Below are 23,112 nucleotides of genomic sequence, written 5' to 3'. Positions count from 1 at the left end.
CCATGGAGGCTTCGCAGAACCCAACGCAGGTGGTCTTCGACATCGGCGAAGTGCTGCTCGACTGGAATCCCCGGTATCTCTACCGCAAGATCATCCCGGACCCGGACCGCATGGAGTGGTTTCTGGGCGAGGTGTGCACGCCGGCCTGGAACATCGAGCAGGACCGGGGCCGCCCCTTCGCGGATGCGGTCGCGATTTTGACCGAGCGGCATCCCGACCTCGCAGACGAAATCCGCGCCTTTGACGAGCGCTGGGTCGAGACGGTGGCGGACGTGGTCCATGGCAGCGTCGTGCTGCTGGAGCGGCTGCGCCAGCACGGCGTGCCGACCTGGGCGATCACCAATTTTTCGCATGAGAAGTTCGCCATCGCGCGCCGGCGCTGGCCGTTTCTGGACGGCTTTCGCGACGTGGTGGTGTCGGGCGAGGAGAAGCTCCTCAAGCCCGACCCGGCGATCTACCATGTGCTGCTCGACCGCAACGGCCTCGACGCGGCCGACTGCCTGTTCATCGACGACTCGCCCAAGAACGTCGAGGGCGCGCGGGCGGTTGGCATGCATGCCGTGCACTTCACCACGGCCGACCAGCTCGCGATCGACCTGAGGCGCTACGGCTTCCCGGCGTGATGCGCCTGCGTCGGGCTATTGGGCGACGCGACGGTCCGCCCTCAGGCTGGGGAACTCGTCCGCCTCTCAGGGCGGGCTGGCGATGAGATGGCGCGACACCGCGTAGCCGATCGCCTGGGCGGTATTGTGAGCGCCCAGCTTGTTGCGGGCGCTGTCGAGGTAGAGCTTCACGGCGCTTTCCGAAATCGCGAGCGCGAAGGCCACCGACTTGTGCGGCATGCCCTGGCCGGCGAGCGTCAACACCTGCCGCTCGCGGGTGGAGAGCGGCCGCGTCTCGTGGTCCTCCTCGACACAGATGCTCATCACGGCGGCATGAAACTCATAGGCTGCGACCACGACCTCGCCGACCCGGCCGGGCAGCTTGGCGCGCCACGCATCGTGGTCCTCGCCACACGTGACGCTGAACAAAGCGAAGTCGCCCACGGCGCCGCGAATCGGCACTGTCAGGCCGCGCGGGCCAACGCCGAATGCCTGGCGCTCCTGCACCAGTCGCGACACTTTTGAATCACCCTGGTCGAAATCGTCCCAGTTGATCGGCATGATGTTGAACTGCGCCAGCTTGATGACCGGGTCTATCTGAAAGTAGTCCTGCTCCACATAGCGCTGGACCCAGGCTTCCGGGTAACTTGTATAAACAATAAGATCGCGTTCTATTTCGCCTGGAACGAGGCGAACGTGATAGGCGTAGTGCCCGAAACCATTGGCCTTCGTAAAGGCCGCCATTCGATCGTCGATGGCTATTTCCGCGTGATTGGGGGCGGAACCGTCCCTGTGCATGACTGCCATTGCGAGGCCCTGAAACAAAAGAGTGCGGACCGCCGCCGCAAAGGCCTGTCGGTCCGCTAATCTTTTGATCATAGCACAAGCGTGGCCATGCGCGCTGTGTGGTCAGTCGTTCGAAACGACAATCTTCAACTGACGTGTTTCAGGGGACCGCAAATTTCCGGCCAACCTGTCGCAGGTCTTTCGGAGCTCGTCGGCGAAGTCTCTCTGCCCGAGTGCGTCGAGGGTTTCCGAGCAGAAATACAAGCAACCGATCACGTAGGTGAGCGTAGAGATATCCGTGTTTTTGGATTTCAATTGAGCCTCCCTTTGACGGACATCATCAAGGGAATGTCGGATCTGTGACAATCTGGCATAATAGGCAGGTGGCGCCTCCGCCCTCGGACCGCGCCCGAGACTTGCGCCAGGTTCAGCCGTCGGCCACATCCTCGCGCATGCGCCATTTCGACACTCCGCTCCCGATCGACGCCGTTCTGGCCGATATCGCCGTCGCGCTGGCCGAACGTCCGAACGCCGTGCTGGTGGCGCCGCCGGGCGCCGGCAAGACGACGCGCGTTCCGCTGGCGCTGCTGGACGAGCCGTGGACCACGCTTGCGGGCCGCCCCGGCAAGCTGATCCTGCTGGAGCCGCGACGCCTCGCCGCCCGCGCGGCCGCGAGCCGCATGGCGGAAACGCTGGGCGAGCCCGTTGGCGAAACCGTGGGCCTGCGCGTGCGCCTCGGATCAAAGATCGGACCGCGCACCCGCATCGAGGTCGTCACCGAGGGCGTGTTCGCGCGCATGATCCTGGACGACCCGGAGCTCGCGGGCGTCGCCGCGGTGCTGTTCGACGAATACCACGAGCGTTCGCTCGACGCGGACCTTGGCCTCGCGCTGGCGCTGGACGCCCAGGCGGGCCTGCGCGAGGACCTGCGCATCCTCGTGATGTCGGCCACGCTGGACGGCGCGCGCGTCGCGCGGCTGCTCGGCGACGCGCCCGTGATCCGCAGCGAAGGCCGCGCCTTTCCGGTGGAGACCCGCCATGTCGGCCGCGACCCGCGCCGGCGCACGGACGAGCAAGTCGCCGACCTCATCCTGACGGCGTTGCGCGCCGAGCCCGGCTCCGTGCTGGCGTTTCTGCCCGGCCAGGGCGAGATCCGCCGCGTCGCCGCCATGCTGGCCGAACGGGTGAAGGACCCGGCCGTCGACATCGCGCCGCTCTATGGCGCGATGGACCAGCGCGACCAGGATCTCGCCGTGCAGCCGGCGAAGCCGGGCCGCCGCAAGGTCGTGCTGGCGACCTCCATCGCCGAGACGTCGCTCACCATCGAGGGCGTGCGGGTGGTGGTGGACAGCGGGCTGGCGCGCGTGCCGCGCTACGAGCCCGCGATCGGGCTCACGCGGCTCGAAACCGTGCGGGCGTCTCGCGCCGCCGCCGACCAGCGGCGCGGCCGCGCCGGGCGCACCGAGCCGGGCGTCTGCTACCGGCTGTGGGAGGAGGCCGCCACGGGCGCGATGGAGCCCTTCGCGCCCGCCGAGATCCTGAGCGCCGACCTGTCCGGCCTCCTGCTGGACTGCGCCGCCTGGGGGGTCACGGACCCCGCCACCCTGCCCTTCCTGGATCCGCCGCCCCGGCCGGCGCTCGCGGAGGCGCGGGCGCTGCTCACCGAGATCGACGCCATCGACGCGCAGGGTCGCCTGACGCCGGAGGGCAAGCTCATTCGCGGCCTGCCACTCCCGCCTCGGCTGGCCCGCATGGTGGCGAGCGCGGCCGGGCGCGGCCAGGCTGGCCTCGCGGCCGAGATCGCGGCCGTGATCACCGAGCGTGGCCTTGGCGGCGACTCGGCGCATCTCGGCCACCGGCTCGACGCGTTCCGGCGCGACAGGGGCCGTCGGGCCGAGGACATGCGCCGGCTGGCGCGCGGCTGGTGCGACTCCGTGGGGGCGCGCTTCCGCCCGGGCGACGTCGCGGACGCCGGCGCGGTGCTGGCGCTCGCCTATCCGGACCGGATCGCCAAGGCGCGCGGCGCGCCCGGCGCCTTCGTGATGGCGAACGGTCGTGGCGCGCAGACAGAGGCGCACGACGCGCTGGCGCGCGAGCCCTTCCTGGCCGTGGCCGAGATCGCGGGCGGGGCCGCGTCCGCCCGCATCCTGCTCGCCGCGCCGCTGGACGCCGAAACCATCGAAGCCGCCTTCGCGAGCCACATCCAGACCACCGACGACCTCGCCTTCGACCGCCAGGCGGCGGCGCTGCGTGCCCGGCGGGTGCGCCGGCTGCACGCCATCACGCTTTCAGAAAAGACGCTCCCCACGCCGGCGACGCCCGAAGCCGCGCAGGTTCTGGCGCGCGGTGTGGCCGGCCTTGGCATAGGCCGCCTGCCGTGGAGCAAGGCGCTGGCGCAATGGCGCAACCGGGTGATGTTTTTGCGGCGCGCCGACCCGAGCTGGCCGGACCTGTCGGACGAAGCGCTCGCGGGATCGGCGGCCGAATGGCTCGCGCCCTTTATCGAGGGACGCGCCAGCCTGGCGCAGATCACGACCGACGATCTCGACCGCGCCCTGAAAGCCCTCGTGCCATGGGACATGGCCCGCCGGCTCGACGCCGAGGCGCCGACGCACTTCGCCGCCCCGACCGGCAACAACGCCGCCATCGACTACGAGGCCGAGGAAGGTCCGGTGCTGGCCATCCGGGTGCAGGAGCTGTTTGGCCTGAAGCAGCATCCCGCCGTCGCGAACGGCCGGCTGCCTCTGGTTCTGCACCTCCTGTCGCCGGCGCACCGCCCCATCCAGATCACCCGCGACCTGCCGGGGTTTTGGCGCGGCTCCTGGGCGGCCGTGAAGGCCGACATGAAAGGCCGCTACCCGCGCCACCCCTGGCCGGACGACCCTGCCGAGGCCGCCCCTACGGCGCGCGCCAAGCCACGCGGGACGTGAGCGTCCCTCCGCCGTCATTGCGAGCCGGAGGCGAAGCAAGGACGCGAGGGGGTCTCGACCGCCACAACGCCTCGCCGTCATTGCGAGCCGGAGGCGAAGCAATCCAGCCTAATGATCGGGCTTTTAGGCTGGATTGCTTCGCTGACGCTCGCAATGACGGGAGGTGGTCCCAGCTTCGGCGCGCTCTGCTCATCGTCACCCATCTCCACGCCCCCCCTCGTCCTTCGAAACGCAGGCCCAAGTGGGCCTGCTCCTCAGGATGAGTGGCGTTGTCGGGTGCAATCTTCTGCCGGCCCGGCAGGTTCGAGCCAATTAGGAGGGCCGGCGGCGCATGGCTTCGAAGCCCGCGACCACGAGGTCGGCGGTGGAGAGATTGCACGCCATCGGGATGTCGTAGACCAGCGCCAGCCTGGTCAGCGCCTTGACGTCCACGTCGTGCGGGTGCGGCGAGAGAGGGTCGACGAAGAACACGAGCCCGTCCAGCCGCTCCTCGGCGATCAGGGCGCCGATCTGCTGGTCGCCGCCGAGCGGGCCGCTCTTCATCAGTGTTATGTCGAGGTCCGGGCAGCGCTCCTTGATGCGCGAGCCGGTGGTGCCGGTGGCGTAAAGCTGGCAGCGCGCGAGCGCGGCGCGGTGGCGCTCCGCCCAGGCCACCATGGCGGCTTTCTTCTGGTCGTGCGCGATCAGGGCGAGGCGGAAGCGGGCCATGGCGGGACTCGGGCGGAGGTCGCGCATCATAGCGGGAGCGTGGCCACGCTCAATTGCCCCAGCGCTGCTGCCATTGCCTTTCGCCGAACATGCAGGCCGTCTTCTGCTCCGCGCCCTGCGTGCGCAGCACCTCGCCGCCCACGGCGCTGGCCGGTATCACCCGCACGGGCCAGGCCGGCGGCGGAGCGAGTGCGACCTCGAGCAGGATCTTGGTGCGAATGGCCTCGACGAAATGAGCCCGCTCGCGGATCGGGATCATGAAGGAGCCCGGGCCGCCGATCACGCAATCGCGGTAATATTCGTCGAGGTTCTCGACCTCCGGAAACCCGCCATTCGGGCGGTTGAGCAGGATCGGCAGGCCGTTGATGGTGATGCCCTTGGCGAGCGCGTCGTCGCGTGCTGCCGTCACGGGCCGGCCCTGGTTGTTGGAGCCGTCGCCCGACACGTCGATCACCTGCTTGAGGCCGTGATAGTCGTTCTTGTCGAAGAGCGGGACCGCAAAGTCGAGCGCGCCCGAGATCGACGTGCGGTAGAGCCGGCGGATCGGCTTGGCGGCGAGCTGCGCGGTGAACTCGGCGGCGCTCTCCTTGCCGTCGATCACCATCCAGTCGGCCACGACCTCCTGGGTGTTGATGCCGGCCCATTCCACATAGGTGACCGCGATCTTGCCGTTCACGCCCTTGCGGATGGCGTCGATCACCTCGGGCGAGCGAAGCGCATCGATGTAGCCCTGGCGCTGGAGCGCCTGCTCCTCGGGGTCCATCGAGTAGGAGATGTCCACCGCCAGCACGAGTTCGACGTCGACCTCGTTGGCGCCGTCGCGCGCGGCCGCCGGCGTCGTCCAGCCCAGCGCGAGCGCGGTGGCGAGGAGTACGCCCGCGGGCGCGGTCCAGGCTGCGGCGAGGCGGGCGCGAAGCCCACGGCGGGTGGGCGAACGGCGACACGGCATAGAGCGCTCCCTTGAAGGAGGTCCCCCTGAAGTTGAAGCATGCCACCGGCGCACGGGGTCGCCAAGCTCTTCCGGCTGCGGTGTTTGCGCGCTTCACCTCGGGTGAAGGCCATGCCATCCTGCGAGCGCAACGGCTTGCTCAAAGGCCGGATTTCAACAGAGGGGTTTTTCCATGCGGACCATGATCATGGGGCTCGCCGCCGCGATTGCGTTGGGCGGCACGGCGCTCGCGCAGGGGCAGGCGATCAAGCCCGCCATCGTGTATGATCTGGGCGGCAAGTTCGACAAATCCTTCAACGAAGGCGTCTACACGGGCGCCGAGCAGTTCAAGAAGGACACCGGCGTCGAATACCGCGACTTCGAGCTCCAGAACGACGCGCAGCGCGAGCAGACGCTGCGCCGCTTCGCGCGCGACGGCTTCTCGCCCATCGTGGCGGTGGGGTTCAGCCAGGCGAGCGCGCTCGAGAAGGTCGCGAAGGAATTTCCCAACAGCAAGTTCACGCTGATCGACATGGTGGTGGACGCCCCCAACGTGCAGTCCATCGTGTTCAAGGAGCACGAGGGCTCGTTCCTGGTCGGCCTCCTGGCCGCCAAGGCGTCCAAGACCGGCAAGGTCGGTTTCGTTGGCGGCATGGACATCCCGCTGATCCGCAAGTTCGCGTGCGGCTACGTGCAGGGCGTGAAATACGCCAACGCGTCGGCCGAGGTGCTGCAGAACATGACCGGCACCACGGGCGCTGCCTGGAACGACCCCGTGAAGGGGGCCGAACTCGCCAAGGCGCAGATCGACCGCGGCGCGGACGTGATCTATCACGCGGCCGGCGGCACCGGCATCGGCGTGCTGCGCGCCACCGCGGACGCCGGCAAGCTCGGCATCGGCGTCGACTCCAACCAGAACATGCTGCACCCCGGCAAGGTGCTGACCTCCATGCTCAAGCGCGTGGACGTGGCCACGATCGACAGCTTCAAGGCCGCCAAGGACGGGACTTGGAAGCCCGGCGTCACCGTGCTGGGCCTCAAGGAAAACGGCGTCGCCTGGGCGCTGGACGACAACAACAAGAGCCTGATCACGCCCGACATGAAGGCCGCAGCCGATAAGGCCGCAGCCGACATCGTCAGCGGCGCCGTGAAGGTGCACGACTACATGTCGGACCAGAAGTGCCCGTGAGGGTTGGTCCGGCGCGTCTTCGACCCGCGCTCTAGGCGCGCCCATCCCTCCACCGTCATCCCCGGGCTTGACCCAGGGATCCACGCGCTTTGCTCCGACGTGGATGGCCGGGACAAGCCCGGCCATGACGGAGAGGGTCAGCCCGGGCCGGACTGAACCGGGCGGCCGCCGTTGGTATTCGATCGCCGCCCCTACGGATCAAAGAGATGACGATCCCCGCATGACCGCCACGCCCGCACTCGCCATCGAGCTCGTCGGCATCCACAAGCGCTTCGGCGAGGTGCATGCCAACAAGGGCGTGGATCTGGCGGTGCGCCGGGGCAGCATCCACGGGATCGTGGGCGAAAACGGGGCCGGCAAGTCGACCCTGATGTCGATCCTTTACGGCTTCTACGAGGCCGATTCCGGAGAGATCCGGGTGAACGGCGCCGCCCGCCGAGTCCGCTCGCCCGGCGAGGCCATCGCGGCCGGGATCGGGATGGTGCACCAGCATTTCATGCTGGTGGAGCCCCTGTCGGTGACCGACAACGTGATGCTGGGCGCAGAGGGCGGGCCGCGGCTGGCCCATGGGGCCCGGCAGGTGCGGGCCAAGCTCGCCGCGCTGGCGCGCGATTACGGGCTGACGCTGGACCCCGACGCCGTGGTGGGCGATCTGCCGGTCGGGCTGCGGCAACGCGTCGAGATCGTGAAGGCGCTGGTGCGCGGCGCCGACGTGCTGGTGCTGGACGAGCCCACCGCGGTGCTGACCCCCGAGGAGGCGGACGGCCTGTTTCGGCTGCTGCGCATTCTCGCCGACGAAGGCAAGACCGTCATCCTGATCACTCACAAGCTGCGCGAGATCATGGCGATCACCGACCGGGTCTCGGTGATGCGACGCGGCGAAATGGTGGCGACGCTGGACACCGCCGCGACCTCGCCGGCGCAACTGGCCGAGCTGATGGTGGGCCGGCGGGTGCTGCTGCGGGTGGAAAAGAACGAGGCCCGGCCGGGCGCGCCGGCGCTCGTGGTCGAGAACCTCGTGGTGCGCGACGCCCAGGGCACCGCGCGCGTGGACGGCGTGTCGCTGCAGGTGCGGGCCGGCGAGATCGTGGGCGTCGCCGGCATCGCGGGCAACGGCCAGAGCGAGTTGCTGGAGGCGATCGCGGGCATGCGGCCGATCGCGGCGGGCTCGATCGCGCTGGACGGCGCGCCCCTCGGGGCGGCCGAACGCGATCCGGCGCAGCTGCGGCGGCTCGGGCTGCTGCATGTGCCGGAGGACCGGCTGCGCACCGGGCTGGTGCCCTCCTTCGAGGCCTGCGAGAGCGCCATGCTGGGCTTCCAGGACGAGCAGCGCTACGGCGCCGGAGCGCTGCTGGATCGGGGCGCCATCGTGGCGCATACGCTGGCCGAGATGGAGGCCTATGACGTGCGCCCACGTGCGCCTTTGCTGAAGACCGCCAAGTTCTCGGGCGGCAACCAGCAGAAGATCGTGCTGGCGCGCGAGATCGAGCGCGGCCCCAAGGTGCTGCTGGTCGGCCAGCCGACGCGCGGCGTCGACATCGGGGCGATCGAGTTCATCCACCGCCGGCTAATCGCGCTGCGGGACGCCGGCGTGGCGATCCTGCTCGTGTCGGTGGAGCTGGAAGAGATCACCGCGCTGTCGGACCGCATCGTGGTGATGTGCGGCGGGCGGATCACGGGCGAGCGACTGCCCGACCGCACGGATGAACGCGACCTCGGGCTGCTGATGGCCGGCGTCTCGGACCGCGCCGCATGAGCGCCGCCCCGATCGAACTGCCGCGCTGGGCCGACTACGTGCTCGTGCCGGCGCTGGCCGTGGCGGCCGCCTTCGTGATCGCCGGGCTGGTGGTGCTCGCCATCGGCGAGAACCCGCTGGAGTCCACCGCCATCCTGCTGCGCGGCGCCTTGGCGACCGGCGAAGGCGTCGGCTTCACGCTCTACTACGCGACGAACTTTATCTTCACCGGGCTGGCGGTCGCGGTGGCGTTTCACGCCGGGCTGTTCAACATCGGCGGCGAGGGCCAGGCGACGCTGGGCGGGCTCGGGGCCGCGCTGGTCTGCCTTCAGTTCGAGAGCTTGCCCGGCTGGCTGCTCGTGCCGCTCGGCGCCCTGTCGGCGGCGGCGTTCGGGGCGCTGTGGGCGCTCGTGCCGGGCTATCTGCAAGCCAAGCGCGGCAGCCACATCGTGATCACCACCATCATGTTCAACATGCTGGCGTCGGCGCTGCTTGTGTATCTCCTCGTGAACGTGATGGGCCGCCCGGGCTCGATGTCGCCCGAGACGCGCACCTTTGTTCCGGCCGCGCACGTGCCGTTCCTGCACGAGATCCTGGCGCGCTTCGGCGTCGTCATCCCGACGACACCGCTCAACGGCTCCTTCGTGCTTGCGCTCGCCGCCGCCTTCGGCGTGTGGCTGCTGATCTGGCGCACCCGCCTCGGCTACGCCATCCGGACCGTGGGGGCGAACCCGTCCGCGGCCGTGTATGCGGGGATCTCGATCAGCCGCATCACGATGATCGCCATGATGATCTCGGGCGGGCTCGCGGGCCTGCTGGCCGTGAACGAGATCATGGGCGTGCAGGACAGGCTGCTGCTGGAGTTCACGGGCGGCTACGGCTTCATCGGCATCGCGGTGGCGCTGATGGGCCGGTCGCACCCGGTCGGCATCGTGCTCGCCTCGCTGCTGTTCGGCGTTCTGTACCAGGGCGGAACCGAGCTAGCCTTCGACAAGCCCGCCATCACGCGCGACATGATCGTGACCATCTCGGGGCTGGTGATCCTGTTCGCGGGCGCGCTGGACGGGGTGTTCCGGGCGCCGCTCGGGCGCTTCTTCGCGTCGCGCCGCCGCGGGGACGCCTGAGCATGGACGCGCTCTCGATCGCGATCGCGGTGTTCGACTCCGGCGTGCGGCTCTCCGTGCCGTTGCTGTTCGCCTGCCTGGCGGGGCTCTGGTCCGAGCGATCCGGCGTGGTCGACATCGGGCTGGAAGGCAAGATGCTGGTCGCCGCCTTCGCGGCCGCGGCCGCCGCCCATGCGACCCACAGCGCCTGGATCGGCGTGCTGGCGGGCGTCGGCGCGTCGGTGGCGTTCGCGCTGGTGCACGGCTTCGCGGCGATCTCGCAGCGGGGCAACCAGATCGTGTCCGGCGTCGCCATCAACATGCTGGCGGCCGGCCTCACGGCGCTGGTCGGCAACGCCTGGTACTCGCAGGGCGGCCGGACGCCGCCGCTGGACGGCGCGGCGCGGTTCCAGCCCGTCACGCTGCCGGGCGCGGAGGCGGCGCGCGGCGTGCCTGTGATCGGGCCGCTCTACGCCGACGTGCTGTCGAGCCACACCGTGCTGGTCTATGGCGCGCTGCTGGCGACGCTGCTCACCGCCGTGGCGCTGAAGCGCACGCGCTTCGGGCTGCGCATTCGGGCGGTGGGCGAGAACCCGGCCGCCGTGGACACGGCCGGCGTCTCGGTGGCGGCCCTGCGCTACGCCGCCGTGATCATCGCGGGAGTCCTGTGCGGCTTTGGCGGGGCCTACCTGTCGCTCGCGCAGGCCGCCGGTTTCCTGCCCGGCATGACGGCCGGCAAGGGCTTCATCGCGCTGGCGGCGCTGATCTTCGCCAAGTGGCGCGCGTGGCCGGCGCTTGGCGCGTGCTTCCTGTTCGGCCTGCTGGACGCGATCTCGATCCGCCTGCAGGGGGTCAGCCTGCCGTGGGTCGGCCTCGTGCCCGTGCAGGCGATCCAGGCGCTGCCCTATGCGTTGACGGTGGTGCTGCTGGCGGGCTTCATCGGCCGGGCGATTCCCCCGCGGGCCTCCGGCCTGCCCTACGTCAAGGAGCGGTGATGGCCGCCAACCCCAAGCCGATCCCCGGCCCGGACGACCTCCTCGCGGCCGCCCTCGCGGCGCGCGAAGCCGCGTATGCGCCCTATTCGAAATACAAGGTCGGAGCCGCGGCGCGCGGCGCATCCGGCCGGGTCTACCCGGGCGCGAACGTCGAGAACGCCGCCTATCCGGTCGGGACCTGCGCAGAAGCTGGCGCCATCTCGGCCATGGTGCTGGGCGGCGACACGTCGCTGGTCGAGATCGCCGTCGTGGCGGAAGGCGGCGCGCTGGTGACGCCGTGCGGCGCTTGCCGGCAGCGCATCTTCGAGTTCGGCGGCCCAAACGCGGCGATCTGGGCTGCGGACTTGCATGGATTCAGGCGGCGCTTTACCGCTGATGAAATCCTGCCCCAAGCCTTCGGTCCCCTCGCGATGGCCCCGGAGCAGGATCGCTGAACCGAGGGGTCCCGCCATGTCAGTCGAAGCCGCCGTCGCCTATCTCGAGCCGCTGATCGGCGGCCCCGTCGACCTGGCCGTGGTGCTCGGCACCGGGCTCGGCGCGTTCGCGGACCTCGCGGCGGATCCGGTCGAGATCCCTTACGCCGACATCCCGGGCTTCCCCGACAGCAACGTGTCGGGTCACAAGGGCCGGCTCGTGGTCGGCAAGATCGAGGGCCGGCGCGTGGCCGTGATGCAGGGCCGCGCGCATTACTACGAGCATGGCGACCCGGCGATCATGCGCACGCCGATCGAGACGTTGCGAAGGCTCGGCGTCAGCACCATCGTGCTCACCAACGCGGCGGGCGCGATGGACAAGAACATGAGCCCCGGCCAGCTCGCGCTCATCGGCGACCACATCAACCTGTCCGGCGTGAACCCGCTGGTGGGCGACCGCGAGGATGGCCGCTTCGTTTCACTGACCGACGCCTATTCGCCGCGGCTGCGGGCACGCATCAAGCGGGCCGCCTCACAGGCGGGCGTCCGCATCCATGAGGGCGTGTATTGCTGGGTGTCGGGGCCGAGCTTCGAGACCCCGGCCGAGATCAAGATGATGAAGATGCTGGGCGTCGACCTCGTCGGCATGTCGACCGTCCCGGAGGTGATCCTGGCGCGCCGCTTCGGCATCGACGTCGTGGCCATCTCGGTCATCACCAACTATGCGGCCGGGATCGACGGGTCGTCCCCCTCGCACGCCGAAACCAAGAAGGTGGCCGGCACGGGCGGCATCGCCCTCAAGCGGCTTCTGCTCTCGTTCCTGAAAGGCCTCGAAGATGTCTGACGCGCAAGCGGCGCTCGCCCGCCGGCTGCTGGGGCTGCTCGACCTGACAAACCTGGAGTCCAATTGCGGCCCCGCGGATATCCGGGCGCTGTGCCAGAAGGCGGTGTCGCCGCAGGGGTCGGTGGCGGCCGTTTGTCTCTGGCCGCAATTCGTCGGCGAGGCCGCGCGCACGCTGAAGGACACGGGCGTGCGCATCGCCACTGTGGTGAATTTCCCGGCCGGCGGCGAGGACCTGGAGCGCGTGCTCGACGACATGGGCGAGGCGCTGGGCGACGGCGCTGACGAGATCGACCTCGTGCTGCCCTACCGCGCCTTTCTGCGCGGCGAGGCCGACATCGCGGCCGACATGGTCCGCGAGGCCAAGGCGGTGCTGCAGGGCGACCAGCAGCTCAAGGTCATCCTCGAGACCGGCGCCTATCCGGACCAGCCCAGCATCGCGGAGGCGAGCCGCCTCGCCATCGACTCCGGCGCGGACTTCATCAAGACCAGCACGGGCAAGATCGACATCTCGGCGACGCTGCCGGCGTCCGAGACGATGCTGCAGGCCATCAAGGCGTCGGCCAGGCCGGTGGGCTTCAAGGCGGCCGGCGGCATCCGCACTGTCAAAGACGCGGGCGCCTATCTGGCGCTCGCCGAGCGGATCATGGGCGCCGGCTGGGCCGCGCCGACCACGTTCCGCATCGGCGCCAGCAGCCTGCATGCGGCGCTGCTCGCCGCCATCGACGGCGCCGCCGCCCCCTCCGCGTCCAACGCCTACTGAGGACAGCACCGTGATCCCGCAGGAAATCATCCGTCGCAAGCGCGACGGCGAGGCGCTTGCCGCCGACGAGATCGCGTTTCTGATCCGCGGCCTCGTGAGCGGCGCGGTCACGGAAGGCCAGGCCGCCGCTTTCGCGATGGCGGTGTTCTTCCAGGGCATGAGCATGGACGAGCGCGTCGCGCTCACCCGCGCGATGGTGGATTCAGGCGTCACCATGGTGTGGCCGGACCTCGACGGCCCGGTGCTCGACAAGCATTCCACGGGCGGCATCGGCGACAATGTCAGCCTGATGCTGGCCCCCGCCGTTGCGGCCTGCGGCGGCTTCGTGCCGATGATTTCCGGGCGCGGCCTCGGCCACACGGGCGGGACGCTCGACAAGCTCGACTCCATTCCGGGCTACGCATCCCAACCGGACAGCGAGCTCTTTCGCAAGGTCGTGGCCGAGATCGGCTGCGCGATCATCGGCCAGACGGCCGACCTAGCGCCGGCCGACAAGCGCCTCTACGGCATCCGGGACGTCACCGCGACGGTGGAGTCCATCCCGCTGATCACGGCCTCGATCCTGTCCAAGAAGCTGGCGGCCGGCCTGGAAGGCCTCGTGATGGACGTGAAGACCGGCAACGGCGCCTTCATGGACAGCTTCGAGGGCTCGGCCGAGCTGGCCGAGAGCCTCGCCGAGGTGGCGACCGGCGCGGGCCTGCCCACCACGGCGCTGATCACCGCCATGGACCAGCCGCTGGCCAGCGCGGCGGGCAACGCCGTGGAGGTGCGCAACGCCGTGCGCTACCTCACGGGAGAGCATCGCGACGAGCGGCTGCACGAGGTCGTGGTCGCCCTGGGTGGCGAGATGCTGCTGCTCGGCGACCTTGCCGAATCGGTCGAGGACGGCTGGGCGCGCATCGACGGCGCCATCCAGTCCGGCCAGGCCGCCGAGATCTTCGGCCGCATGGTGGCGGCGTTGGGCGGGCCTGTGGACTTCGTCTCCCGCGTCGACGATCACCTCCCCGCCGCGCCGGTGCGCCGGGAGATCAGGGCCGGCCGCGCCGGTTTCGTCTCCGCGATCGACACGCGTGGGATCGGCGTCGCCGTGGTGGGTCTCGGCGGCGGGCGCACCCGCCCGCAGGACGCCGTGGACCATGCGGTCGGTTTTACCGAGCTCGCCTCCCTCGGCCAGCGCCTCGAGCCGGACGCCCTGATCGGCGTCGTGCACGCCCGGACGGAAAACGCCGTGGACGCGGCTGCGGCGGCGCTGACGCGCGCCTATGCGCTCGGCGACGAGGCTCCGGAACCCTCGCCGGCGGTTTTGGCGCGCTTTGCTGCGGAAAGCGCTGGACCCTGAGCTGAGCCGACGCGATCATGCCCTCAGAAGAAGAGACGCGGGCGGCGAAAAGGCCGTTTGCGCAAGGGCGACGAGCATGACGATACTGGCGGCCATCAAGGGCTGGAACGTGGAGCAATGGACGGCCCGGCTGGCCGCCAAGCTGCCGGGGAGGCCCATTGTGATCCCGGGCGAGCCGTATGATCGGCGCGCAGTGCACTACGCGGTCGCCTGGAAGGCTCCGCCGGGCTCGTTCTCGGGCCTGCCCAACCTCGAAGCGATCTTTTCGCTCGGCGCCGGCGTCGACCACCTGCTTGGCGACCCGAAGCTTCCCGACGTGCCGATCCTGCGCGTGGTCGACCCGGACCTCACCAACCGGATGAGTGAGTACGTGGTGCTGCACTGCCTCAAGATCCTCAGGCAGCAGATGCGCTACGTGCGCCAGCAGGGCGAGCGCGTGTGGGACGATGACGACAACCAGCCCGCCGCCCGCTCGGTGCGGGTCGGCATGCTGGGGCTCGGCGTGCTCGGCCAGGACGCCGCCCGCAAGCTGCAGGTGATGGGCTTTGACGTGGCAGGCTGGAGCCGCGGCCCGAAGGCGGTGGACGGATTGCCGAGCTTCGCCGGAGAAGACGGGTTGAAGGCTTTTCTGGCCCGGACCGATATCCTGGTCAGCCTGCTGCCGCTCACGGACGGCACCCGTGGGGTGATCAACCGCTCGCTTCTGGACGGCCTGGCGCGCGATGGCCGGGTCGGCGGCCCGCATCTCATCAATGCCGGCCGCGGCGGGCTGCAGGTGGAGGCCGACGTCCTGGCCTGCCTGGACGCCGGGACGCTCGCAAGCGCGACGCTGGACGTCTTCGAGACCGAGCCGCTGCCGCAGGATTCGCCGTTGTGGGCCCATCCACGCGTCACCGTGACGCCGCACAACGCCGCGATGTCGGAGCCCGAGGCCGTGATCAGCCTGATCGCCCAGCAGATCCTGCGTTACGAGGCCGGCCATCCGCTGGAGCACGTCGTCGACCGCGCGACGGGGTATTGAAGCCGGTTCCGGGAGCCCGCGCGAAGGCAGGGCCACACTCCCGTCGTTACGAGCGCAGCGAAGCAATCCAGCCCGAACGCCGGGCTTTCAGACTGGATTGCTTCGCCTCCGGCTCGCAATGACGGCGGGGAGGCGCTGCGGTTTTTCTAAACCAGCCGGCGGACGCTCGTCACGTCGGCCCCGGTCTTTTCGAGAATGCGCGCCCGCGCCTCGGCGAAGGGCTCGGACACCACCAGCATGTGGGTTCCGTTGGCGTGGAGGAGGCGCTCGGCGTCCTGCATCACGCCGATGTGGCCCTTCCAGAACACAAAATCGCCACGCCGCAGGGGCTCGGCTTCCCAGTCGGCCACCGGCTCGCCGAGCCCGGCTTCCTGCATGTCGCTGTCGCGCGGGCATTTTCGCCCGCTGGCGGCGAGCGACAGTTGCACCAGGCCCGAGCAGTCGAGCCCGAGGCTGGTGCGGCCGCCCCACAGATAGGGCACGCCCACGAAGCGCTCGGCCACGGCGACGAAGTCATCCTCGGCGGCGTCGAGGGGCGCGAGGTGGTCGGCGAAGATGAAGCCCCCCGAAGCCGTGACCGCGAAGGCGCCCTGCAGGCGCTCCACCACGATGCGCGAGCCGATGGAGATCGCCTCGGAGGGCGTGATCTTGATGCTGGGGCCCGGATACACGAAGGTCCGCAGCACCGCGACCCGGTGGGTCGGCTCGGCGGCGGGCGCGAGCGCTTCGGCCGACATCCAGCCGACATAGCCGTCGGTGGCCAATTGGCCCCAGGCCCAACCCTCGTCCGTGATCTCATAGGCGTCGAAATGCTCGCCGAACAGCGCCTGCGTGTCGGCCGGCGCGTCCGGGGTCGGCGAGCGACGGATCCAGGCCGCGGGCGTGACGAGGCGCATAGGCCGGGGCTCGGCGAAACGCGGGGCGTCCACCTGCCCGCGCAGTTTTTCGGCGGCGAGGTCAGGCCGCACGGGGGTGATGCGCCGGTCCAGTTGCGTCATCGGGGCAGATCCTTTGCGCGGGCGACGATGACGTCGCCGAGCCTTTCAACATACAGGGCGCCTTTTACGGTTCGTTGCACGATGACGTTGCGCCGGTCCGCGTCGTCGCGCTTGCGGCTGACCAACTCCATCTTGCCCATCGTGTCCAGCGCGCGCGTGATGGCCGGCTTGGTGACGCCGAGCTTCTTGGCGAGCCCCCGAACCGTGTGAGGCGGCGCCTCCAGGTAAATCGAGAGCAGGATCGCGGTCTGGCGGGCGGAAAGATCCTGCTCGCCGTCGCGCACCTGCTCGAGGGTGACGTCATGCCAGAGCTTCAGGGCCTGGATGGGGCGAAGGACGGCTGACATGCGGGACCCGATCGTTTCGGGTCCGAACTATCGGCGCAATGCTACCGTCCGGCAAGCGCGCGCTCGCGGCAGGGTTAAGCAGATGAGCCGTAGCGATGCTTCAGCATGTCGTAGACGAGGCGCGCCGCCTGCGGCTCGCCGCCCTCTGGCCGGCCCGGCTTGGCGGACGGAACCCAGCCATAGATGTCGAAATGCGCGTGCGCGGCCGTCTTCTCGACGAAGCTGCGCAGAAACAGCGCGGCCGTGACGGACCCGGCGAAGGACCCGCCGATGTGGTTAATGTCGGCGATCTTGCTGTCCAGCATCGACCGGTAGGGCTTCCACAGCGGCAGCCGCCAGACCGGATCGTTGACGCGGTCGCCGGCCTGCGCGACCTCGGCCGCCATCGCGTCGTCATCCGTGTAGAAGGGCGGCAGCTCCGGCCCGAGCGCCACGCGGGCCGCCCCCGTCAGGGTCGCGAAGTCGAACAGGAGCTCGGGCTCCTCCTCGTCGGCCAGCGCCAGCGCGTCGGCCAGGATGAGCCTGCCCTCCGCGTCCGTGTTGCCGATCTCAACCGTCAGGCCCTTGCGGCTGCGGAGCACGTCGCCGGGCCGGAAGGCCGAGCCCGAGATGCTGTTCTCCACGGCCGGAATGATGACCCGCAGCCGCAGCTTGAGCCGCGCCTCCATGACCATCTGGGCGATCGCCAGCGCGGTGGCGGCGCCGCCCATGTCCTTTTTCATCAGCAGCATGGAGGCGTCCGGCTTGATGTTCAGCCCGCCCGTGTCGAAGCAGACGCCCTTGCCGACCAGCGTCACCTTGGGGTTAAAGCTCTCGCCCCAGGTCATGTCGATGAGACGCGGCGCGCGGCTGGAGGCCCGCCCCACCGCGTGCACCATCGGGAAGCCCTGCGCCAGGAGGTCGTCGCCGGTCACAACCTTGACGCCCGCCCGGTGGCGGCCCGCGAGGGTGCGCACGGCCTGCTCGAGCTCCTCGGGCCCGAGGTCGTTCGCCGGCGTGTTGATGAGGTCGCGTCCCGCCGCGACCGCGCCGGCGATGCGGTCGACCTCGACGGCGTCAACGCCGTCGGGCGCGATCACGCGCGCGGTCGGCGGCGTGGTCTGCCGGTAACGCCCGAAGCGGTAGGAGCCCAGGCGCAACGCCAGGCAGGCGAGTTCGCTCGTTCCAGCGGGCAAGCGGAACAGGCCGGGCGGCAGCGCGGCCGCAAGCTTGCCCATGTGGAAGGGATCGCGCCGGGCCGCGCCCGCGTCGTCGCCGAACAGAACGGCCGCCAGCGCGCCGTCGTGCCCCGGCAGCGCCAACGCGCTTCCGGCCGCACCCGTGTAGCCGCTGGCCTGCGCAAAAGCGGCGGCTTGCGCGCCGAAGCCCACGGCGGCGTCGCGCCAGGTGGCGGAGGTCACGAGCAGGATCGGGACGGCTTTGTCGGCGGTTGAGGACGGCAGGACTTCAATCATCGGCGGGGCTCCAGCGGCCTCCGCTCATAACACGCGGGGGCGGCCCTTCAAGCGCAAGCTCTCCGGCCTGGCTCTGCTTGCGGCTTTCACACCGGCGTTGTGCAATGCACTACAGCCCTAGTCCACGTTCTCCAGCATCGGCGCATGGGCGGCGATCTCGATGAAGACCGCTGTGCAGAGCAGGCAGAGAACGCAAATAATCATTGTACGCCTCCTGTTCCATTGCATGGAAAGCAGGGCTTCACTCATTTCATCAACAACGAATACGATCGAAGTGTTCCGGTGCGCTTACGCGCCATCACGTCGAGCGTCGCGGCATCGGGCGGCAATTAACCAAGCATTAGCCTTAACAAGCTATTGACGGAAGGGCCGACCACCCCCGGCCTGGAGAGCGTCATGCGCGTTTATGTCCCTACCGCCCGTCCGCCGCTGCGTCCGCTCCTGCTGGCCTGCGTCGCCGTGATCGGCCTGGGGCTCGCCGGCTGCAAGAAGGACGGCCCCGATTCGACGGGTTCGCTCTCGGCCGCGTCCGGGCCTCGCAGCACGGAAGCGTGGCGCGCGTCCTCGGAGGAGTGGGGCCGCAAGTTCGACGCCAAGCCGGGCGACAAAACCATCAGCCTGAACTACGCCCACGCGCTGCGCATGATCGACCAGCGCCAGCAGGCCGTCGCGGTGCTGCAGACCGCCGCCCTCAAGACCCCCAAGGACACTGACATCCTCGCCGCCTACGGCAAGGCGCTGAGCGAGGTGGGGCAATTGGAGCAGGCGCGGGACGTGCTCGCGCGCGCGCACACGCCCGAGCGCCCGGACTGGCGCGTCCTGTCCGCGCAAGGTGCGGTCGCGGACCAGCTCGGGCAGCACGCGGAGGCGCAGTCGCTCTACGAGGCCGCGTTGCGCCTGCGCCCGAACGACCCGGGCGTGCTCGCCAACATGGGCCTGTCCTACGCGCTCTCGCAGCGCTTGCCCGAGGCGGAGGCGACCCTGCGCCAGGCCGCGCAGGCTCCCGGCGCCGACCAGCGCGTGCGCCAGAACCTCGCCCTCGTGCTCGGCCTCCAAGGCAAGTTCGCGGAGGCCGAAAAGATTGCGAGCCAGGATCTCGCGCCGATCGACGCGGCGCAAAGCGTCGCCGCGATGCGGCAGATGGTGGCCCAGCCGAACAACTGGGCCCAGATCCGCAACGGAGACGCCAAGAAAAGCGCCGGTCGCCCTGCGCCCCAGCAGGCGGCTGCCGCCAGCGTCGCCGCGAAGCCGACCGGCGGGACGCGGCCGCTCGACCTTGCCGCGCAGGCGAACCAGCCGGCCGAATAGGCGCAAGACGCCCCTGCCCTCTCAAGCGCAAAGCCGCAGCCAGCCTGAGGGCGGGTCTGCGGCTTGCTTGTTTCCGGAACCCCGAAACCGCCAGCGGCGCGCGAGCGCGGCCGCGGTTAGGCGGCGCGGCCGCCCTTGCGGCCGTCGGTCAATTCCACTCGTAGACCTTCACGATCGCAGGGGTCAGGATCACGATCAGCAGCACGGGCAGGAAAAACAGGATCATCGGCACCGTCAGCTTGGGCGGCAGAGCGGCGGCCTTTTTCTCGGCGACGTTCATGCGCTCGTCGCGTCCTTCCTGAGCCAGCACGCGCAGCGCATGGCCCAGCGGCGTGCCGTATTTCTCCGCCTGCACGAGCGCGGTCGCGACGCTTTTCACGACTTCCAATCCCATGCGGTTGCTGAGATTCTCGAAGGCCTGCCGGCGGTCCGGCAGATAGGACAGTTCGGCCGTCATGAGGGTGAATTCTTCAGCCAGGGCGACGGACTGCGACCCGACCTCCTGGGCGACCTTGCGGAAGGCGTGCTCCAGCGACATGCCGGATTCCACGCAGATCAGCAAAAGGTCCAGGGCGTCCGGGAAGGCCAGGCGCATGCTCGCCTGGCGCTTGCCGATGGCGTTGCGGATGTACACTTCCGGCGCCTTGATGCCCGCATAGGCGCCCGCGATGCAGATGCCGAGCTTGATCAGGAGCGTCTGCGCGGGATCGCCGAGCACGAAGGCGTAGAACGTAGCTCCGACGAGGCCGATGATCGGCATCACCAAGCGAAAGAACAGGAACGCGATTTCGGCCTGGGGTCCGCGGAAACCGGCGCGGCTCAGTTGCAGCCGCGCATCCTCGGTGCCGAGCCATTTGTCGAGGCTGAACTGCTCGACGATCTGCTTCATGTAGGCCTTGGGCGCATGCCGCAGCGAAGCTTTCGATGCTCCGCCGCCCTTTCCGAGCCGTTCGCGCTCCCGCTGGCGAATGGCGTCCCGCTCCACCGACACGGACCGCATCCGCTTCTGCAGCTTGTCGGTCTCGAGGAACGGCATCGCGACCGTGATCACCGCCGCGGCGGCGAAGATCGCGAAGCACACCATCATGATGAACTTCGGATCGGTGAACTTGACGAAGATGGCGGTCAACATGCGGGGCTGTCCATCACACTTCGAAGTTGATCATCTTGCGCATGACCAGCGTGCCCATGATCATCATGAAGGCGCCGAGGCCCATGAACATGCGTCCATGGATCGTGGTCCAAAGCAGCGAGATGTAGTCGGGCGTGGTCGCATAAACGGAGGCGCCCACGAAGATCGGCAGGGATCCGATGATGTAGGCCGAGGCTTTCGCCTCCATCGCCATCGCCTGGATCTTGCCGCGCATCTTCTTGCGCTCGCGGATGACCTTGGAGAGGTTTGCAAGCACTTCAGAGAGGTTACCGCCCGATTTTTGCTGGATCGTGATCACGATGGCGAAGAAGTTCGCTTCCGCGACAGGCACGCGCTCGTAGATCTTGTAGACGGCTTCGCCGGCCGTGACGCCCATGGCCTGGGCCTCGACGACCTGGCGGAATTCGCTCCGGACCGGCTCGGCGGATTCAGTCGCGATGATGCGCATGCAATCGCCGAGCGGCAGGCCCGAGCGGATGCCGCGCACGATCACGTCCATCGCGTTGGGCAGCTCGTCCGTGAACTTCTTCATGCGCCGTTTGCGCATGAAGCTCATGGCCCAACGCGGCAACCCCAGGCCTCCGACGATCACGCCCACCACGGCCGCGATCATCTCGCCTGTCAGAAAAAACAGCGCGGCCGCGAATGTCGCCCCTGCGGCGGCGCTGACGAGAAAGTACTTCTGCTTGGTCCAGTCCAGTCCGGCCTGCGCGATGATCTTGTCGAGGGTCAGCTTGTTCGCCTCGGTCTGGCGCGCCTCGATCTCCTTGAGGCTGGCCGTCACCTTGTCGCGACGCGCAGTCACGGACAGCGCCGTCTGGCCGTTGCGCGCGCTGCGCCCTGCCGCCACGAGCGCCTTCTGCCGCTGTTCACCCCGGACGTCGCCCGTCAGATAGGGATAGATCAGCGCATAGGCGGCCCCGCCCACCGCAAGTGCGGCCAGCAGTCCAACGGCGAGCTTGTTGACGTCGAGTTCCATCGGGTTCGCCTTGCTCGAGGATCAGGCCAGCTTGGCGTCGTCGGTGACTTCCATGGCGTCGAGGGCGGCGGCCAGCCGCTTTTCCTCGTTGTAGTAGCGCGCCCGCTCCCACATGCGCGGCCGGCCGATGCCGGTCGACTCGTGGCGACCAATGAGCTTGCCGTTCGCATCCTCGCCGAGGATCCGGTAAACCATGATGTCCTGGGTGATGATGGTGTCGCCTTCCATGCCCATCACCTCGGTGATGTGCGTGATGCGGCGCGAGCCGTCGCGCAGGCGCGCGGCCTGGACGATGATGTCCACCGAGGAGCACACCATTTCGCGAATGGTCCGCGACGGCAGCGCGAAGCCGCCCATCGTGATCATGGATTCGATACGCGACAGGGCTTCGCGCGGCGAGTTGGCGTGCAGCGTTCCCATGGAGCCGTCATGGCCCGTGTTCATCGCCTGCAGGAGATCGAACGCCTCGGGTCCGCGCACCTCGCCGACGATGATCCGCTCAGGCCGCATGCGGAGGCAGTTCTTGACGAGGTCGCGCATCGTGACCGCGCCGTTGCCCTCCAGGTTCGGAGGACGGGTCTCAAGGCGGACCACATGCGGCTGCTGGAGCTGCAGCTCGGCCGCATCCTCGCAGGTGATGATGCGCTCGTCGTCCTCGATGTAGCGAGTCAGGCAGTTCAGCAAGGTGGTCTTGCCCGAACCCGTTCCGCCCGAAACCACGACGTTGCAGCGCACGCGACCCGCGATCTGGAGGATCTGCGCGCCTTCAGGGCTGATCGAGCCAAACTTGGTCAGCTGCTCGAGCGTCAGCTTGTCCTTTTTGAACTTACGAATCGTGAGCGCTGCGCCGTCAATGGCGAGCGGCGGCGCGATCACGTTGACGCGCGAGCCATCCGGCAGACGCGCGTCGCAGATGGGCGACGACTCATCGACGCGACGGCCGACCTGGCTGACGATGCGTTGGCAGATGTTCATCAGCTGGGCGGCGTCACGGAAACGCGTGCTGGTCAGCTGGATCTTGCCCGAGACCTCGATGTAGGTCTTCTCGGGCCCGTTGACCATGATGTCGGCGATGTCGTCGCGCGCCAGCAGCGGCTCGAGAGGTCCGTAGCCCAGCACGTCGTTGCAGATGTCGTCGAGCAGCTCTTCCTGCTCGGCGATCGACATCACGAGGTTCTTCAACGAGATGATCTCGTTGACGATGTCACGGATCTCTTCGCGCGCGGCGTCGCTGTCGAGTTTGCTCAACTGAGACAGGTCGATCGCCTCGATCAGGGCGCCGAAGATCGTGCTCTTGGTCTGGTAGTAGTCGTCCGACCGCGTTCTGTCAGCCTGGGCCGGGGGCGGCGCCTTGGCGTGGTGCCCGGAGTTCACTTCGAGCTGTGGAACGGCGAGCGACGTCGATTCGATTCGCACCGGCGCCGCAGCCGGCCGAAGCGTCGGCGGATTCGCTGTTCCAGGGTTGCTGCGTTTACCGAACATTCCGCGTCCTCATGCCGCCTGAAACGAGGCCCGGCAGC

General features: G+C 69.0%; 22 protein-coding genes. 13 read left to right on the top strand and 9 right to left on the bottom strand.

Going from position 1 to position 23,112, the window contains the following annotated elements:
• The first annotated feature begins 2 nt into the window (after nucleotides 1-2).
• On the top strand, nucleotides 3-623 hold the full coding sequence (locus IEV99_RS02175; RefSeq protein ID WP_188516089.1) for an HAD family hydrolase: 621 nt from the start codon (nucleotides 3-5) through the stop codon (nucleotides 621-623).
• Nucleotides 624-689: 66 nt separating this feature from the next.
• On the opposite strand, the gene IEV99_RS02170 is transcribed toward IEV99_RS02175, so the two are convergent.
• Nucleotides 690-1,346: a helix-turn-helix transcriptional regulator gene (locus IEV99_RS02170; protein ID WP_188516088.1), complete on the bottom strand. Its 657-nt coding sequence runs from the start codon at nucleotides 1,344-1,346 to the stop codon at nucleotides 690-692.
• 494 nt (nucleotides 1,347-1,840) lie between these two features.
• Here IEV99_RS02170 and hrpB point away from each other — a divergent pair, with 494 nt between their 5' ends.
• Complete coding sequence (hrpB, locus tag IEV99_RS02165) at nucleotides 1,841-4,318, top strand: ATP-dependent helicase HrpB (RefSeq protein WP_188516087.1); 2,478 nt, start codon at nucleotides 1,841-1,843, stop codon at nucleotides 4,316-4,318.
• Nucleotides 4,319-4,630: 312 nt separating this feature from the next.
• Here the strand turns inward: hrpB and IEV99_RS02160 are convergent, their stop codons facing one another.
• Together IEV99_RS02160 and IEV99_RS02155 are read right to left on the bottom strand one after the other, a co-directional pair.
• A complete protein-coding gene (locus IEV99_RS02160) occupies nucleotides 4,631-5,026 on the bottom strand; it encodes a methylglyoxal synthase (protein WP_188516086.1) in 396 nt (131 codons plus the stop codon).
• Nucleotides 5,027-5,075: 49 nt separating this feature from the next.
• On the bottom strand, nucleotides 5,076-5,975 hold the full coding sequence (locus tag IEV99_RS02155) for a DUF1194 domain-containing protein (protein ID WP_188516085.1): 900 nt from the start codon (nucleotides 5,973-5,975) through the stop codon (nucleotides 5,076-5,078).
• 172 nt (nucleotides 5,976-6,147) lie between these two features.
• On the opposite strand from IEV99_RS02155, the gene IEV99_RS02150 reads away from it, so the two are divergent.
• The 9 genes from IEV99_RS02150 to IEV99_RS02110 all read left to right on the top strand — a co-directional run bounded on the left by IEV99_RS02150 (nucleotide 6,148) and on the right by IEV99_RS02110 (nucleotide 15,353).
• The gene (locus IEV99_RS02150; RefSeq protein ID WP_188516084.1) at nucleotides 6,148-7,143 is read left to right on the top strand and encodes a BMP family lipoprotein; all 996 of its coding nucleotides are present in this window, start codon (nucleotides 6,148-6,150) and stop codon (nucleotides 7,141-7,143) included.
• 220 nt (nucleotides 7,144-7,363) lie between these two features.
• Nucleotides 7,364-8,899 carry an ABC transporter ATP-binding protein gene (locus IEV99_RS02145; protein ID WP_188516083.1) on the top strand — a complete coding sequence of 512 codons (1,536 nt, stop codon included), beginning with the start codon at nucleotides 7,364-7,366 and terminating at the stop codon, nucleotides 8,897-8,899.
• Nucleotides 8,896-10,002, top strand: coding sequence for an ABC transporter permease (locus IEV99_RS02140; protein ID WP_188516082.1), 1,107 nt, complete (start codon nucleotides 8,896-8,898; stop codon nucleotides 10,000-10,002). The genes IEV99_RS02145 and IEV99_RS02140 overlap by 4 nt, the downstream gene beginning before the upstream one ends.
• 2 nt (nucleotides 10,003-10,004) lie before the next feature.
• A complete protein-coding gene (locus IEV99_RS02135) occupies nucleotides 10,005-10,976 on the top strand; it encodes an ABC transporter permease (RefSeq protein WP_188516081.1) in 972 nt (323 codons plus the stop codon).
• Nucleotides 10,976-11,410, top strand: coding sequence for a cytidine deaminase (locus IEV99_RS02130; protein WP_188516080.1), 435 nt, complete (start codon nucleotides 10,976-10,978; stop codon nucleotides 11,408-11,410). Before IEV99_RS02135 ends, IEV99_RS02130 begins: the two co-directional genes overlap by 1 nt.
• Nucleotides 11,411-11,426: 16 nt before the next feature.
• Nucleotides 11,427-12,233 (top strand): purine-nucleoside phosphorylase, encoded by an 807-nt coding sequence (locus IEV99_RS02125; RefSeq protein WP_188516079.1) that lies wholly within the window; start codon nucleotides 11,427-11,429, stop codon nucleotides 12,231-12,233.
• The gene (gene deoC, locus IEV99_RS02120) at nucleotides 12,226-12,993 is read left to right on the top strand and encodes a deoxyribose-phosphate aldolase (protein ID WP_188516078.1); all 768 of its coding nucleotides are present in this window, start codon (nucleotides 12,226-12,228) and stop codon (nucleotides 12,991-12,993) included. The genes IEV99_RS02125 and deoC overlap by 8 nt, the downstream gene beginning before the upstream one ends.
• 10 nt (nucleotides 12,994-13,003) lie before the next feature.
• Nucleotides 13,004-14,332, top strand: a complete 1,329-nt coding sequence (gene deoA, locus IEV99_RS02115) for a thymidine phosphorylase (RefSeq protein WP_244643462.1) — start codon at nucleotides 13,004-13,006, stop codon at nucleotides 14,330-14,332.
• 76 nt (nucleotides 14,333-14,408) lie between these two features.
• The gene (locus IEV99_RS02110; protein ID WP_188516076.1) at nucleotides 14,409-15,353 is read left to right on the top strand and encodes a 2-hydroxyacid dehydrogenase; all 945 of its coding nucleotides are present in this window, start codon (nucleotides 14,409-14,411) and stop codon (nucleotides 15,351-15,353) included.
• A gap of 146 nt (nucleotides 15,354-15,499) precedes the next feature.
• Here IEV99_RS02110 and IEV99_RS02105 read toward each other — a convergent pair whose 3' ends face one another.
• The 3 genes from IEV99_RS02105 to IEV99_RS02095 form a co-directional block, all read right to left on the bottom strand.
• Nucleotides 15,500-16,351 (bottom strand): C40 family peptidase, encoded by an 852-nt coding sequence (locus tag IEV99_RS02105; protein ID WP_188516075.1) that lies wholly within the window; start codon nucleotides 16,349-16,351, stop codon nucleotides 15,500-15,502.
• Nucleotides 16,348-16,698 (bottom strand): MarR family transcriptional regulator, encoded by a 351-nt coding sequence (locus IEV99_RS02100; RefSeq protein WP_188516074.1) that lies wholly within the window; start codon nucleotides 16,696-16,698, stop codon nucleotides 16,348-16,350. Before IEV99_RS02100 ends, IEV99_RS02105 begins: the two co-directional genes overlap by 4 nt.
• Before the next feature lie 74 nt (nucleotides 16,699-16,772).
• A complete protein-coding gene (locus tag IEV99_RS02095; RefSeq protein WP_188516073.1) occupies nucleotides 16,773-18,152 on the bottom strand; it encodes a leucyl aminopeptidase family protein in 1,380 nt (459 codons plus the stop codon).
• Nucleotides 18,153-18,296: 144 nt separating this feature from the next.
• Here IEV99_RS02095 and IEV99_RS02090 point away from each other — a divergent pair, with 144 nt between their 5' ends.
• Both IEV99_RS02090 and IEV99_RS02085 read left to right on the top strand, forming a co-directional pair.
• Nucleotides 18,297-18,485, top strand: a complete 189-nt coding sequence (locus IEV99_RS02090; RefSeq protein WP_188516072.1) for a hypothetical protein — start codon at nucleotides 18,297-18,299, stop codon at nucleotides 18,483-18,485.
• A gap of 63 nt (nucleotides 18,486-18,548) precedes the next feature.
• Complete coding sequence (locus IEV99_RS02085; protein ID WP_188516071.1) at nucleotides 18,549-19,460, top strand: tetratricopeptide repeat protein; 912 nt, start codon at nucleotides 18,549-18,551, stop codon at nucleotides 19,458-19,460.
• A gap of 148 nt (nucleotides 19,461-19,608) precedes the next feature.
• On the opposite strand, the gene IEV99_RS02080 is transcribed toward IEV99_RS02085, so the two are convergent.
• The 3 genes from IEV99_RS02080 to IEV99_RS02070 are packed head-to-tail and all read right to left on the bottom strand — an operon-like array spanning nucleotide 19,609 to nucleotide 23,074.
• Entirely contained in the window at nucleotides 19,609-20,592 is a 984-nt protein-coding gene (locus tag IEV99_RS02080; RefSeq protein ID WP_188516070.1) for a type II secretion system F family protein, read from the bottom strand.
• Nucleotides 20,593-20,605: 13 nt separating this feature from the next.
• Nucleotides 20,606-21,592 (bottom strand): type II secretion system F family protein, encoded by a 987-nt coding sequence (locus IEV99_RS02075; protein ID WP_188516069.1) that lies wholly within the window; start codon nucleotides 21,590-21,592, stop codon nucleotides 20,606-20,608.
• 21 nt (nucleotides 21,593-21,613) lie between these two features.
• Complete coding sequence (locus IEV99_RS02070) at nucleotides 21,614-23,074, bottom strand: TadA family conjugal transfer-associated ATPase (protein WP_188516068.1); 1,461 nt, start codon at nucleotides 23,072-23,074, stop codon at nucleotides 21,614-21,616.
• Nucleotides 23,075-23,112 lie beyond the last annotated feature (38 nt).

Origin of the sequence: Alsobacter metallidurans (assembly GCF_014636935.1) — a bacterium.
In the GTDB taxonomy this organism is placed as follows: domain Bacteria; phylum Pseudomonadota; class Alphaproteobacteria; order Rhizobiales; family Beijerinckiaceae; genus Alsobacter; species Alsobacter metallidurans.
The sequence above is the reverse complement of the archived record's forward strand: the minus strand, read 5'-3'. Positions and strand labels throughout refer to the sequence as shown.